The sequence below is a fragment of the Alphaproteobacteria bacterium genome, assembly GCA_019635875.1.
In the GTDB taxonomy this organism is placed as follows: Bacteria; Pseudomonadota; Alphaproteobacteria; order Reyranellales; family Reyranellaceae; genus JAFAZJ01.
The window spans coordinates 357,352-370,556 of the sequence record JAHBYP010000004.1; the positions used below are offsets into that span (position 1 = coordinate 357,352).

The window sequence follows — 13,205 nt, forward strand, 5'->3', positions numbered from 1 at the left end:
GGGAGGACAGCCGATGGCCAAAGCAGCCGCCGCCAAGTCGAAACCGTCCGCATCGGTCGAGTCGCCAAGCAGGACCGGCGACAACAGCATCGCTCCCGAGCAGCTCCGGCAATTCTACCGAGACATGCTGCTGATCCGGCGTTTCGAGGAACGCGCCGGACAGCTCTACGGCATGGGTCTCATCGGCGGATTCTGCCATCTCTACATTGGCCAGGAAGCCGTCGTCGTCGGCATGCAGGCGACCATCGACAGCACCAAGGACGCCGTGCTGACCAGCTATCGCGATCACGGTCACATGCTTGCCTGCGGCATGGATCCGCGCGGCGTGATGGCCGAGCTCACCGGCCGCGAGGGCGGCTATTCGCGCGGCAAGGGCGGCTCGATGCACATGTTCTCGAAGGAGCGCAATTTTTACGGCGGCCACGGCATCGTCGGTGCGCAGGTGCCGATCGGCACCGGCCTGGCCTTCGCGCGCAAGTACCGCGGCGAGAACAGCGTGTCGCTGACCTACTACGGCGACGGCAGCGCCAACCAGGGCCAGGTCTACGAAGCGATGAACATGGCGGCGTTGTGGAAGCTGCCCGTCGTCTACGTCATCGAGAACAACAAGTACGGCATGGGCACCTCCGTCGAGCGCGCGTCCGCCGTCGTCGACCTCTACAAGCACGGCGAATCGTTCGGCATTCCCGGCGAGCAGGTCGACGGAATGGACGTGATCGCGGTCAAGGCCGCCGGCGAGCGCGCGGTCGAGCATGCACGCTCGGGCAAGGGACCTTACGTGCTGGAGATGCTGACCTACCGCTACCGCGGCCACTCCATGAGCGATCCGGGCAAGTATCGCACCAAGGAAGAGGTCGAGAAGATGCGTGGCGAGCGCGACCCGATCGAGCGTCTGAAGAAGCGCATGACCGACGCCAGGGCGATGGACGAGGCGGCGCTGAAGGCGCTCGACGCCGAGGTGCGCCGCATCGTCGCCGACGCCGCCGAGTATGCGACCACGAGTCCGGAGCCCGATCCCAAGGAGCTGTGGACCGACGTGCTGGTGGAAAGCAAGCCACCGCAAGCCACCTGACACGCATCGATCGGAACGGATTCTCAGTCATGGCCATCAACGTCCTGATGCCGGCGCTGTCGCCGACGATGACCGAAGGCAAGCTCGCCAAGTGGCACGTCAAGGAAGGCGACAAGGTCACCGCCGGCATGGTGATCTGCGAGATCGAGACCGACAAGGCGACCATGGAGGTCGAGGCGGTCGATGAAGGCACCGTCGGCAAGATCCTGATCACCGAGGGCACCGAGAACGTCGCCGTCAACACGCCGATCATGGTGCTGACCGAGGAAGGCGAGAGCGCCGACGCGGCTCCGGCACCCGCGCCGGCTGCGGCGCCGAAGGCGGAAGCCGCGCCGCAGGACGAGAAGCAGGCGCCCCTCACCAAGCCGGCAGCACCTGCAGTCGCAAGCGCGCCGCCTGCGGCGAGGCCGGCGCCCGAGCCCGAGTGGGGAGGCGCCACCAAGAAGCTCTCGGTGCGCGAGGCCCTGCGCGACGCCATGGCCGAGGAGATGCGCGCCGACGAGAACGTCTTTCTGATGGGCGAGGAGGTCGCGCAGTACCAGGGCGCCTACAAGGTCAGCCAGGGCCTGCTCGACGAGTTCGGCGCCCGGCGAGTTATCGACACGCCGATCACCGAGCACGGCTTTGCCGGGCTCGGGGTCGGCGCCGCCTTCGGTGGGCTCAAACCCATTGTCGAGTTCATGACGTTCAACTTCGCCATGCAGGCGATTGACCAGATCATCAACTCGGCAGCCAAGACTCTCTACATGTCGGGCGGCCAGATGGGCTGCCCGATCGTTTTCCGGGGTCCCAACGGCGCCGCCTCGCGCGTCGCCGCGCAGCACTCGCAGTGCTACGCCAGCTGGTACGCGCACGTCCCGGGGCTGAAAGTGGTGGCGCCGTGGAGCGCCGCCGACGCCAAGGGCCTGCTGAAGGCGGCGATCCGCGATCCCAACCCGATCATCTTCCTCGAGAACGAGATCCTTTACGGTCAGAGCTTCGATGTGCCCGATACCAGCGACTTCGTGCTGCCGATCGGCCGCGCCAAGATCGAGCGGCCGGGCAAGCACGTTACCATCACCGCCTTCTCGATCATGGTCGGCAAGGCGCTGCAGGCGGCCGATGAGCTGGCCAAGGAAGGCATCGAGGCCGAGGTGATCAACCTGCGCTCGCTGCGTCCGTTCGACACCGAGACCATCGTCGAGTCGGTGAAGCGCACCAACCGGCTGGTGTCGGTCGAGGAGGGCTGGCCCTTCGCCGGCATCGGCTCGGAGATCGCCGCCCTGGCGATGGACCACGCCTTCGACTGGCTCGACGCGCCGGTCAAGCGCGTCGCCGGGCTCGACATTCCGCTGCCCTATGCGGCGAATCTCGAGAAGATGGCGCTGCCGCAGCCCCAGGACATCGTCGCCGCCGCCAAGGCGGTCTGCTACCGCTGACGGGGACGAGCCATGGCGATCAACATCCTCATGCCGGCGCTGTCGCCGACCATGACCGAAGGCAAGCTGGCCAAGTGGCATGTCAAGGAAGGCGACAAGGTCACATCAGGCAATGTCATCTGCGAGATCGAGACCGACAAGGCGACCATGGAGGTCGAGGCGGTCGACGAGGGCATCATCGGCAAGATCGTGGTGCCGGAGGGCACCGAGGGCGTCGCCGTCAACGCCGTGATCGCGATCCTGGTCGAGGAAGGCGAGGAAGTGCCGGCCGGTGATGCCAAGCCGGCTGCTTCCGCGCCTAAACCCGCAGCGTCACCCGCGCCCGCCGCAGCGCCTGCATCAGCGCCTCAAGGTTCGGCGCCTCCTCAACCAGCCACTGCAGCACCGGCTCCAGCGAATACATTGGAAGGTGGGCGCGTGTTCGCCTCTCCTCTGGCCAAGCGCCTTGCGGCGGAGGCGGGGCTCGATCTGTCGAAGATCAGTGGCTCGGGCCCGCACGGCCGGATCGTGAAGGAAGACGTTGAGCACGCCGCCAAGGCGGGCACGGCCAAGCCGGCTGCGGCGCCCCAGCCCGCTGCCGCGAAAGGTCCGGCCCAGCCGCAATTCGTGGTACCGGGCGAGGCAACGACCAAGATTCCGCACACCTCGATCCGCAAGGTCATCGCGCGCCGCATGAGCGAGTCCAAGCAGACGGTGCCGCATTTCTACCTGACGGTGGATTACGAGATCGATGCGCTGCTCGAGGCACGCAAGGCGCTCAACGCGCTGGCCGAGAAGAGCAAGGGTGCCAAGGTCTCGGTCAACGACATGGTGATCAAGGCCTGCGCCATGGCGCTGCGCGACCATCCCGACGTCAACGCCTCGTGGAGCGAGGAGGCGATGATCCAGTACAACACCGTCGACATCGCCGTGGCGGTGGCGACGGATCGCGGCCTGGTGACGCCGATCGTGCGCAACGCCGACCTCAAGGGTCTGGGCCGCATCGCCGCCGACATGAAGGACCTCGCGTCCCGTGCGCGCGAGGGCAAGCTGAAGCTCGACGAGTTCCAGGGCGGCGGCTTCACCATCTCCAACCTCGGCATGTACGGCATCAAGGATTTCCTGGCGATCATCAACCCGCCGCAGGCCGCGATTCTCGCGGTCGGCGCCGGCGAGGAGCGCGTGGTCGTGCGCGACGGCCAGATGGTGATCCGCAACATCATGAGCTGCTCGCTGTCGGTCGATCACCGCGTCGTCGACGGCGCGCTGGGCTCGGTCTTCCTGCAGACGCTGCGCTCGTACATCGAGCAGCCTGCGACGATGCTGCTGTGAGGAGCTGAGCCATGGCCGAGGGTGTGCGCATCTGCCTCGCCGACAAGCTGGCGAGCTTCAGCGACAAGTGGCAGCCGAAGATCGTCGAAACGATCGACGACTACGAGATCAAGGTGGTGAAGGTCGACGGTGATTTTGTCTGGCACGAGCATGCCGATGCCGACGAGTTGTTCATCGTCATCAAGGGCCGGCTCCGCATGGATTTCCGCGACCGGCAAGTGACGCTCGGGCCGGGCGAGCTGATCGTCGTGCCGCGCGGCACCGAGCACAAGCCGTATGCCGAGGACTGCGAGATGATCCTGCTCGAGCGTCGCGGCGTGCCCAATACCGGCGACGGGCCTGCCAACGATCGCACGGCCCAGCCGATGAGGATCTGACATGGCCGATACCAGCTTCGACCTCATCGTCATCGGCAGCGGACCGGGCGGCTACGTCACCGCGATCCGCGCCGCGCAGCTCGGCATGAAGACGGCGATCGTCGAGCGCGAGCTGCTCGGCGGCATCTGCCTGAACTGGGGCTGCATCCCGACCAAGGCGCTGCTGCGCTCGGCCGAGGTCTATCATCTGATGAAGCACGCCGATGCCTATGGGCTGTCGGCCAGCGGCGTGGCGTTCGACGCCAGGAAGGTCGTCGAGCGCAGCCGCAAGGTCGCGGGCCAGCTCAACAGCGGCGTGACCTTCCTGATGAAGAAGCACAAGATCGCGGTCTTCTTCGGCAGCGGCAAGCTCGACGGCGTCGCTGGCGGGCTGCGCAAGGTCGCGGTCGCCGGCAAGGACGGCAAGGCCACCGCGCTCACAGCCAGGAACGTCATTCTCGCCACCGGCGCGCGGGCGCGCGAGCTGCCGGGCATGGAGGCCGACGGCAAGCTGGTGTGGACGTATCGCGAAGCGATGGTGCCGCCTTCGATCCCCAAGTCGCTGCTGGTGATCGGCTCGGGCGCGATCGGCATCGAGTTCGCCAGCTTCTATCGCACCTTCGGCGCCGAGGTGACGGTGGTGGAGGTGATGGACCGTGTGCTGCCGGTCGAGGACGCCGACATCTCGGCCTTCGCCAGAAAGGCGTTCGAGAAGCAGGGCATGAAGATCATGACCAGCGCCACGGTGAAGGCGCTGAAGAAGGGCGCGAGCAACGTCACGGCGACGATCGAGGCCGGCGGCAAGACGCAGGACATCACCGTCGAGCGCGTGATCTCCGCCGTCGGCATCGTCGGCAACGTCGAGACGCTCGGGCTGGAAGGCACCAAGGTGAAGGTCGATCGCACGCATGTCGTGGTCGACGGTTGGGGCGCTACCGGCGAGCCTAATGTCTATGCCATCGGTGATCTCACCGGTCCACCCTGGCTGGCGCACAAGGCGAGCCACGAGGGCGTCACCTGCGTCGAGAAGATCGCCGGCGTGAAGGGCGTTCATCCCTTCGAGACCAAGAACATCCCGGGCTGCACCTATTGCCATCCGCAGGTCGCCAGCGTCGGCCTGACCGAGGCGGCGGCCAAGGCGGCGGGGCACCGGGTGAAGGTCGGTCGCTTCCCCTTCATCGGCAACGGCAAGGCGATCGCGTTGGGCGAGGCCGAGGGGCTGGTGAAGACGGTGTTCGACGCCAAGACCGGCGAGCTCCTGGGCGCGCACATGGTGGGCGCCGAGGTCACCGAGCTGATCCAGGGCTACACCATTGCGCGTACGCTCGAGTCGACCGAGGCCGAGCTGATGCATACGGTGTTCCCGCATCCGACAATCTCCGAGACGATGCACGAGGCCGTGCTCGACGCCTACGGGCGGGTGCTGCACGTCTGAGCCGATGCGCAGCGAGCGGGAGATTCTCGAGTTCATCCGCCAGGCGCTGCGGGAGAAGGACGAGGCGCGGCGGCTCGAGCAGATCCGCCGCCAGGAGGAGAACGAGCAGAAGAAGGTCTTCTACCAGGCCGCACGCGCGGTGCTGACGCATGTCGTCCTTCCGGGCATGACGAGGGTGCACAACATCAGCGCCCAGGCCGGGCTGCGCGCGGCGATCGGCGACACCGGCGACTTCTACCTGCCCGACCAGCCCGACCCGACTTTGGTGGCGAAGTTCGCCATGCCGCTGCCGAAGACGGCACCCGAGCTGCCGCTCTGCGTGTCGTTCAAGGCGGTCTTCCCGCACGGCTTCGCGGTCTACTTCACCGATGTCGACAAGTCGCAGGCCGACGCCAAGGGCACCGTCGAGGAAGTGCCGCTGGAGGACGTCACGCCGGAGATGGTCGAGATCTGCCTGCTGCGCGTGCTGCGCAACCACCTGCACGAGATGTGACCACCTCCCCTCCGTCCCTGGGATGCCGGGGGTCCCATGGCCAACTTGACGTCGCCCACCGAACGCATCACCTGTAGCTGCATGGAACCCACTCTCGACAAGCCCGCCGTCGCGCGTGCCGAGCGACATCCGGAGAAGGCGCACCGGCCGGACAATCCCGTCGCGCGCAAGCCGGCCTGGATCCGGGTCAAGGCGCCGAACTCGCCGCAATTCGCCGAGACGCGCCGCCTGATGCGCGAATACGGGCTGAGCACGGTGTGCGAGGAAGCCGCCTGCCCGAATATCGGTGAGTGCTGGAAGCACAAGCACGCCACCTTCATGATCATGGGCGACACCTGCACGCGGGCCTGCGCCTTCTGCAACGTGCGCACTGGCATGCCCGGCGCGCTCAATCCGCACGAGCCGGTCAACGTCGCCGAGGCCGTCGGCAAGCTCGGCCTGAGCCACGTCGTCATCACCTCGGTCGATCGCGACGACCTGCCCGACGGCGGGGCGGCGCATTTCGTCCAGGTGATCGAGGCGATTCGCCGCGCCTCGCCCGATACGACGATCGAGATCCTGACGCCGGACTTCCTGCGCAAGCGCGGCGCGATCGAGGCCGTGGTCGCGGCCAGGCCCGACGTGTTCAACCACAACCTCGAGACCGTACCGCGGCTCTACCCGACGATCCGCCCGGGCGCGCGCTACTTCGCCTCGCTGCAGCTGCTGGCCAAGGTCAAGGAGACCGACCCGGCACGCTTCACCAAGTCGGGCCTGATGGTCGGCCTCGGCGAGACCAAGGGCGAGATCCTGCAGGTGATGGACGATTTGCGCGCCGCCGACGTCGACTTCCTCACCATCGGCCAGTACCTGCAGCCCACCCCCAAGCACGCCGCGGTCGAGCATTTCTGGACTCCCGAGGAGTTCGCCCAACTCGCCAGCGCGGCGCGGGGCAGGGGCTTCCTGATGGTCTCGGCCTCGCCGCTGACGCGCTCGAGCTACCACGCCGGCGACGACTTCCAGCGCCTGCGCGCCGCGCGCGAGGCCAGGCTGGCATCCGGCTGAGGCGATCATGCCGGTGCATCGCGAACGGCGGGTGCTGCCCTACACGCCGCGCCAGCTCTTCGACCTCGTGGCCGACATCGAGGCCTATCCGCAATTCCTGCCGTGGTGCATCGGCGCGCGCATTCGCCGCCGCGACGGCGCGCGGATCATCGCCGACCTGATCATCGGCTTCCGCCTGTTCCGCGAGCGCTTTACCTCGACGGTCTCGCTGATGCCGGGCAATCCCGACGGCCCGCGCATCGACACGATCTACGCCGACGGCCCGTTCAAGCGGCTGGAGAGCTACTGGATCTTTCACCCGCATGCCGGCGGCTGCGACGTCGAGTTCTTCGTCGACTTCGAGTTCAAGTCGCGCCTCCTGCAGGCGACCATCGAGCTGTTGTTCCACGAGGCCGTGCGCCGCATGGTCGCCGCCTTCGAAACCCGCGCCGCCAAGCTCTACGGCGCAATTCCCGGGGCACGACCGGCGTAACGCCACACTGTCATTCCGAGCGCAGCGAGGAATCCAGTGACCGCCCTGGATTCCTCGCTCCGCTCGGAATGACAGAGAGAGTTGCGATCAGCGCACCGCGTCGCCCAGCATCGCCAGCGCCGTCTCGACGGCGCGCGCCCGGATCTCGTCGCGATCACCGGGAAACACGTGTCGGGCCGTCACCGTCGGCCGGCCGCGCCGGGCACAGCCGAAATGCACCAGTCCCACCGGCTTCTCGGTGCTGCCGCCGCTCGGCCCGGCGACGCCGGTGATCGACACCGCGACATCGGCCAGCGATTCTACCAGCGCGCCCTCGGCCATGGCGCGTGCGACGGGCTCGCTCACCGCGCCGTAGGACAGCAGGGTCGCGCGCGGCACGCCGAGCATCTTCTCCTTGGCTTCGTTGGAATAGGTGGCGAAGCCGCGCTCGACGACATCGGACGAGCCGGGGATCGCGGTCAGGGTCGCGGCGACGAGGCCGCCGGTGCACGACTCTGCTGTCGCCAGCTTCAGCCCGGCGCGGCGGTAGAGCTCGAGCAGGTCGGTGGCCAGCGCGCGCCAGGTCCCGGGGAAGAGAGCGTCGGTCATCATTGCTCCTGGGCCGGCACGGCGACGGTGGCGATGGCCTGTGCGGCGATACCTTCGCCGCGGCCGGTGAAGCCGAGCTTCTCGGTCGTCGTCGCCTTCACCGCGACGCGATCGACGGCGATGTCGAGGATCTCCGCGACGCGCGCGCGCATGCGTTCGCGATGCGGCCCGACCTTGGGGCGTTCGCAGATGATGGTGACGTCGAGGTTGACGATCCGTCCGCCGCGCTTGGTCACGAGGTCGGCGGCATGGCGCAGGAAGCGGTCGGATGACGCGCCGCGCCATTGCGGATCGGCGGGTGGGAAGTGCGCACCGATGTCGCCGGCGGCGATCGTGCCCAAGAGCGCGTCGGTCAGCGCATGCAGCGCGACATCGGCGTCGGAGTGGCCGACGAGCCCCTGGGTGTGCGGCACGGACACGCCGCACAAGCTCACCGCGTCGCCCGGACCGAAGGCGTGCACGTCGAAGCCGGTGCCGGTGCGGGTCTCCATGGCCAGGGCAAGCTCCCGTTCGGCGCGCGCGAGGTCGGCGTCGGTGGTGATCTTGAAGTTGCGTTCCGGGCTCTCGACCAGGGCGATCCGGCAACCGGCCTGCTCGGCCACGGCCGAATCGTCGGTCAACGCCGTGGCCTCGTCGTTGCCAAGCGCGGCGACGGCGCGGTGGGCGGCGAGGATGCGCTCGAAGCGGAAGACCTGGGGGGTCTGCGCGCGCCACAGCAGCTGGCGCGAAATGGTGGCCGCGACCATCGTCTCGCCGTCGGCGCGCTTGAGCGTGTCGGCCAGCGGGACCGCGGCGAGGGCGCCATCGACGCCATCGCGTGCCGCAGCCTCCAGGGTGCGGGTGATGGTGCCGGCATCGACCAGCGGCCGGGCGGCGTCGTGGATCGCCACCAGCTCGACGCCCCGGCCGGCCAGCCCCTCCAGCCCGTTCAGCACCGAGCGCTGGCGGGTGGACCCGCCGGTGACCGGCGGCGGCAGCTCGAGCCCGGCGGTGGCTGCGTCATAGAGCGGCAGGTCGGCATCGGCGATCACCACCTGCACCAGGCCGATCCCGGGATGGCGGACGAAGCGCTCGAGCGCATGTCGCAGGACCGCAACGCCCGCTAGGCCCAGATATTGCTTCGGAAGGGCGGCTCCAAGCCGATGGCCGCGGCCGGCGGCCACGATCAGCGCGGCGGTACGCGGGGCGGACGATGGGGGCATGGCGCGATCATACAGGGTTGAAAGTGCCGGGGCGACGCGGTACCAAGGTGGTCAAGATTTACGCACTTCAGAAACTGCATAGAAAATGAGCAGCGTAGGGACTACTCCATCCATCAGCCCGGCGCCGATCGCCATCGGCGGCGTGACCCTGGAGGCGCCCGTGATCCTGGCGCCGATGTCGGGCGTCACCGACCTGCCGTTCCGCCGGCTGGTCAAGAGCGAGGGGGCGGGACTGGTGGTGTCGGAGATGATCGCCAGCCAGGCGATGATCCGCGAGAACCGCAAGACCCTGCTGATGGCCGCGCGCGGCGAGGGCGAGGAGCCGATGGCGGTGCAGCTCGCCGGCTGCGAGCCCGAGGTGATGGCCGAGGCGGCGAAGCTCAACGAGGACCGCGGCGCGCAGATCATCGACATCAATTTCGGCTGCCCGGTGAAGAAGGTCGTCAACGGCCATGCCGGCTCCTCGCTGATGCGCGACGAGGTGCATGCCGCAAGGATCCTCGAGGCCACCGTCCGGGCGGTGAAGCTTCCGGTGACGCTCAAGATGCGCAAGGGCTGGGACGAGCGCTCGCAGAACGCGCCCAGCCTCGCGCGCATCGCCGAGCAGAGCGGCATCCGGATGATCACGGTGCACGGCCGCACGCGCTGCCAGTTCTACGAGGGGCAGGCCGACTGGACCTTCATCCGCTCGGTCAAGGAGGCCACGCGCCTGCCGGTGATCGTCAACGGCGACATCGTCTCGTTCGACGACGTGACGACGGCGCTGGCGCAATCGGGCGCCGACGGCGTGATGATCGGCCGCGGCGCCTACGGGCGGCCCTGGTTCTTGCGACAGGTCGCACATTTCCTGAGGACCGGCGAGCGCCCGGCCGACCCGCCGCTGGCAATTCAGTATGAGTTGCTGTCGCGCCACTACGAGGAGACGCTGGCGCACTACGGCGAGCATGCCGGCGTGCGCATGGCGCGCAAGCATATCGGCTGGTACTCCAAGGGCCTGCCGGGCTCGGCCGAGTTCCGCTCGACGGTCAATCGCGTCGCCGACGCGGCCGAGGTGCGCCGCCTGGTGGCCGCCTTCTACGCCGCCGCGATCGATCGCGGCCACACGCGCAGCTTCATCCCCGAGCGCGAGGCCGCCTGACATGGCCCAGCGCGCCGCCGCCCTCGCGCGATCCGAACGCAGCGGCCCGATCCCGCCGGCCGAGGCGATCCTCGCGGCGCTGGTCGAGGCGACCATCGTGGTCGATGGCGGCGATACCATCCTCTATGCCAACCCGGCGGCCGAGCAGTTCTTCGGCACCGGCGCCGCGCTGCTGATCGGCCACCCGCTCGAGGACTTCCTGCCCCGGGACTCGCCGGCCTTCTCGCTGATGACCCAGGTGCGGCTGAGCGCGGCGGCGGTGAGCGAGAGCGGTGTGACCTTGAGCTCGCCGCGCATCGGCGCGCGCTTCGTCGCCATCCTGATGGCGCCGGTGCACGACGGCGACGACCGCATCGTGATCTCGCTGCTCGAGCAGTCGATCGCCCGCAAGATCGACAACCAGATGCTGCACCGGGGCGCGGCGCGCTCGGTCAGCGCCATGGGCTCGATGCTGGCGCACGAGGTCAAGAACCCGCTGTCGGGCATCCGCGGCGCGGCCCAGCTGATCGAGCAGTCGCTGGGCGAGGACGAGCGCGAGCTGACGCAGCTGATCTGCGAGGAGACCGATCGCATCGTCGCCCTGGTCGACCGCATGGAGGCCTTCGCCGACGGCCGTCCGGTCGAGCGCGGCCCGGTCAACATCCACCAGGTGCTGGGCCACGTGCGCAAGGTCGCCGAGAACGGCTTCGGCCGGCGCGTGAGGTTCGTCGAGAACTACGATCCGTCGCTGCCCTCGGTCTGGGGCAATCGCGACCAGCTCATCCAGGTGTTTCTCAATCTGGTGAAGAACGCCTGCGAGGCGGTTCCGGAAGAGGGCGGCGAGGTGATTCTCTCGACCGCCTATCGGCAGGGCGTGCGGCTTGCCGTTCCGGGCGTGCGGACCAAGGTGCATCTGCCGCTGGTCGTCTCGGTGCAGGACAACGGTCCGGGCATCGCCGAGGCGATCCGCGACCAGGTGTTCGACGCGTTCGTCACCAGCAAGGTCAACGGCACCGGGCTCGGACTCGCCCTGGTGGCAAAGATCGTCAATGACCACGGAGGGGTCGTCGAGTTCGACAGCGAGCCGAGGCGTACGGCCTTCAACGTCATGCTGCCCATGCAGCCGGTGACGGTGGAGGAACCGACCCGCTTCGGTGGCTAGTACGCAACGGAGCCCCCCATGTCCCCCGCCAACGCCGTCATCCTGGTCGCCGACGATGATCGGGCGATCCGCACGGTGCTCAGCCAGGCGCTCGGCCGCCAGGGCTACGACGTGCGCTGCACCGGCAATGCCGCCAATCTGTGGAGCTGGATCCAGGACGGCATCGGCGATCTGGTGATCACCGACGTGGTGATGCCCGACGACAACGGGCTCGACCTGATTCCACGCATCCGCAAGCTGCGGCCCGACCTGCGCATCATCGTCATGAGCGCGCAGACCACGCTGCTCACCGCCGTGCGCGCCGCCGAGCGCGGCGCCTTCGAGTACCTGCCCAAGCCGTTCGACCTGAAGGAGCTGGTCGCCGTCGTCGGCCGCGCGCTGGCGACGCAGCCGGTGCGCAGCAGCGAGCCGGAGCTGCCGGAGAACGCCAACGGAGAACGCCTGCCGCTGATCGGCCGCTCGCCGGCGATGCAGGAGATCTACCGCACGCTGGCGCGGCTGATGTCGACCGACCTGTCAGTGATGATCTCCGGTGAGTCCGGCACCGGCAAGGAGCTGGTGGCGCGCGCGCTGCACGACTACGGCAAGCGGCGCAGCGGCCCGTTCGTCGCCATCAACATGGCGGCGATCCCGCGCGAGCTGATCGAGAGCGAGCTGTTCGGCCACGAGCGCGGCGCCTTCACCGGCGCCACCCAGCGCATGGCCGGCAAGTTCGAGCAGGCCGCCGGCGGCACGCTGTTCCTCGACGAGATCGGCGACATGCCGATCGAGGCGCAGACCCGTCTGCTGCGCGTGCTGCAGGAGGGCGAGTACACCACGGTCGGCGGCCGCCAGCCGATCCGCGCCAACGCCCGAATCGTCGCGGCGACGCATCAGGACCTGCGCCGCCTGATCCAGCAGGGCCTGTTCCGCGAGGATCTATTCTACCGGCTCAACGTCGTGCCGATCCGCCTGCCACCCCTGCGCGACAAGCCCGAGGACATCGCCGAGCTGGCGCATCACTACCTGCGCAAGGCCGCCGCCGACGGCCTGCCGGAAAAGGTGCTGGCGCCCGAGGCGCTGGCGCTGATGAAGGCCTATCGCTGGCCCGGCAACGTGCGCGAGCTGGAGAACCTGGTGCGTCGCCTGGCGGCGCTCTACTCGCAGGAGATCATCACCGTCGACATCATCGAGGCCGAGCTCGCCGAGCAGGTCAGCGTGCCCGCACAGGCGGCGGCCCAGGCGGCCAACGGCGCGGTCCCGACCGTGTCGTCGAGCGTCGAGACCCTGAGCGAGGCGGTCGAGCGCCACCTGCGCGACTACTTCGCCGCCCACAAGGAAAGCCTGCCGCCCAACGGCCTGTACGACCGCATCCTCGCCGACATGGAGCGGCCGCTGCTCGCCCTGACCCTGGGCGCGACCCGCGGCAACCAGGTCAAGGCGGCGCAATTGCTGGGGCTGAACCGCAACACCCTGCGCAAGAAGATCCGCGAGCTCGACGTCCAGGTGGTGCGCAGCCCGCGGTAGCGATCTTCCCCCGTCTTCCCTTCTCCCCC

At 68.4% G+C, this 13,205-nt stretch carries 13 protein-coding genes; 11 read left to right on the plus strand and 2 right to left on the minus strand.

The features are described from left to right. Nucleotides 1-13 precede the first annotated feature (13 nt). The 8 genes from pdhA to KF889_16550 all read left to right on the plus strand — a co-directional run bounded on the left by pdhA (nt 14) and on the right by KF889_16550 (nt 7,601). On the plus strand, nt 14-1,072 hold the full coding sequence (pdhA, locus tag KF889_16515) for a pyruvate dehydrogenase (acetyl-transferring) E1 component subunit alpha (protein ID MBX3501045.1): 1,059 nt from the start codon (nt 14-16) through the stop codon (nt 1,070-1,072). A gap of 29 nt (nt 1,073-1,101) precedes the next feature. Next, nucleotides 1,102-2,490 (plus strand): pyruvate dehydrogenase complex E1 component subunit beta, encoded by a 1,389-nt coding sequence (locus KF889_16520; GenBank protein MBX3501046.1) that lies wholly within the window; start codon nt 1,102-1,104, stop codon nt 2,488-2,490. 12 nt (nt 2,491-2,502) lie between these two features. Beyond that, nucleotides 2,503-3,801 carry a pyruvate dehydrogenase complex dihydrolipoamide acetyltransferase gene (locus KF889_16525; GenBank protein ID MBX3501047.1) on the plus strand — a complete coding sequence of 433 codons (1,299 nt, stop codon included), beginning with the start codon at nt 2,503-2,505 and terminating at the stop codon, nt 3,799-3,801. Nucleotides 3,802-3,812: 11 nt separating this feature from the next. Then, complete coding sequence (locus tag KF889_16530) at nt 3,813-4,178, plus strand: cupin domain-containing protein (protein MBX3501048.1); 366 nt, start codon at nt 3,813-3,815, stop codon at nt 4,176-4,178. A 1-nt stretch (nt 4,179) separates the two neighbouring features. Next, entirely contained in the window at nt 4,180-5,592 is a 1,413-nt protein-coding gene (gene lpdA / locus KF889_16535) for a dihydrolipoyl dehydrogenase (protein MBX3501049.1), read from the plus strand. 4 nt (nt 5,593-5,596) lie between these two features. After that, nucleotides 5,597-6,085 carry a hypothetical protein gene (locus KF889_16540; GenBank protein MBX3501050.1) on the plus strand — a complete coding sequence of 163 codons (489 nt, stop codon included), beginning with the start codon at nt 5,597-5,599 and terminating at the stop codon, nt 6,083-6,085. Between the two features lie 81 nt (nt 6,086-6,166). After that, nucleotides 6,167-7,129 carry a lipoyl synthase gene (lipA, locus tag KF889_16545; protein ID MBX3501051.1) on the plus strand — a complete coding sequence of 321 codons (963 nt, stop codon included), beginning with the start codon at nt 6,167-6,169 and terminating at the stop codon, nt 7,127-7,129. A gap of 7 nt (nt 7,130-7,136) precedes the next feature. Next, complete coding sequence (locus KF889_16550) at nt 7,137-7,601, plus strand: type II toxin-antitoxin system RatA family toxin (protein MBX3501052.1); 465 nt, start codon at nt 7,137-7,139, stop codon at nt 7,599-7,601. Between the two features lie 87 nt (nt 7,602-7,688). Here the strand turns inward: KF889_16550 and KF889_16555 are convergent, their stop codons facing one another. Together KF889_16555 and KF889_16560 are read right to left on the minus strand one after the other, a co-directional pair. Next, nucleotides 7,689-8,189, minus strand: a complete 501-nt coding sequence (locus KF889_16555; protein ID MBX3501053.1) for a CinA family protein — start codon at nt 8,187-8,189, stop codon at nt 7,689-7,691. Next, a complete protein-coding gene (locus KF889_16560) occupies nt 8,189-9,391 on the minus strand; it encodes a bifunctional 2-C-methyl-D-erythritol 4-phosphate cytidylyltransferase/2-C-methyl-D-erythritol 2,4-cyclodiphosphate synthase (GenBank protein ID MBX3501054.1) in 1,203 nt (400 codons plus the stop codon). The genes KF889_16555 and KF889_16560 overlap by 1 nt, the downstream gene beginning before the upstream one ends. A gap of 85 nt (nt 9,392-9,476) precedes the next feature. Here KF889_16560 and dusB point away from each other — a divergent pair, with 85 nt between their 5' ends. The 3 genes from dusB to ntrC are packed head-to-tail and all read left to right on the plus strand — an operon-like array spanning nt 9,477 to nt 13,176. Beyond that, nucleotides 9,477-10,529, plus strand: a complete 1,053-nt coding sequence (gene dusB / locus KF889_16565; protein ID MBX3501055.1) for a tRNA dihydrouridine synthase DusB — start codon at nt 9,477-9,479, stop codon at nt 10,527-10,529. Between the two features lies 1 nt (nt 10,530). Beyond that, nucleotides 10,531-11,670: a PAS domain-containing protein gene (locus KF889_16570; GenBank protein ID MBX3501056.1), complete on the plus strand. Its 1,140-nt coding sequence runs from the start codon at nt 10,531-10,533 to the stop codon at nt 11,668-11,670. Nucleotides 11,671-11,688: 18 nt separating this feature from the next. Then, a complete protein-coding gene (ntrC, locus tag KF889_16575; protein ID MBX3501057.1) occupies nt 11,689-13,176 on the plus strand; it encodes a nitrogen regulation protein NR(I) in 1,488 nt (495 codons plus the stop codon). Nucleotides 13,177-13,205: the final 29 nt, after the last annotated feature.

Bases quoted from the DNA above. Each gene is read 5' to 3' on its own strand.
- lpdA (MBX3501049.1), top strand. From the start codon at position 4,180: ATGGCCGATACCAGCTTCGACCTCATCGTCATCGGCAGCGGACCGGGC.
- KF889_16530 (MBX3501048.1), top strand. From the start codon at position 3,813: ATGGCCGAGGGTGTGCGCATCTGCCTCGCCGACAAGCTGGCGAGCTTC.
- KF889_16520 (MBX3501046.1), top strand. From the start codon at position 1,102: ATGGCCATCAACGTCCTGATGCCGGCGCTGTCGCCGACGATGACCGAA.
- KF889_16570 (MBX3501056.1), top strand. From the start codon at position 10,531: ATGGCCCAGCGCGCCGCCGCCCTCGCGCGATCCGAACGCAGCGGCCCG.
- lipA (MBX3501051.1), top strand. From the start codon at position 6,167: ATGGAACCCACTCTCGACAAGCCCGCCGTCGCGCGTGCCGAGCGACAT.
- dusB (MBX3501055.1), top strand. From the start codon at position 9,477: ATGAGCAGCGTAGGGACTACTCCATCCATCAGCCCGGCGCCGATCGCC.
- KF889_16550 (MBX3501052.1), top strand. From the start codon at position 7,137: ATGCCGGTGCATCGCGAACGGCGGGTGCTGCCCTACACGCCGCGCCAG.
- ntrC (MBX3501057.1), top strand. From the start codon at position 11,689: ATGTCCCCCGCCAACGCCGTCATCCTGGTCGCCGACGATGATCGGGCG.
- KF889_16555 (MBX3501053.1), bottom strand. From the start codon at position 8,189: ATGACCGACGCTCTCTTCCCCGGGACCTGGCGCGCGCTGGCCACCGAC.
- KF889_16525 (MBX3501047.1), top strand. From the start codon at position 2,503: ATGGCGATCAACATCCTCATGCCGGCGCTGTCGCCGACCATGACCGAA.
- KF889_16540 (MBX3501050.1), top strand. From the start codon at position 5,597: ATGCGCAGCGAGCGGGAGATTCTCGAGTTCATCCGCCAGGCGCTGCGG.
- pdhA (MBX3501045.1), top strand. From the start codon at position 14: ATGGCCAAAGCAGCCGCCGCCAAGTCGAAACCGTCCGCATCGGTCGAG.
- KF889_16560 (MBX3501054.1), bottom strand. From the start codon at position 9,391: ATGCCCCCATCGTCCGCCCCGCGTACCGCCGCGCTGATCGTGGCCGCC.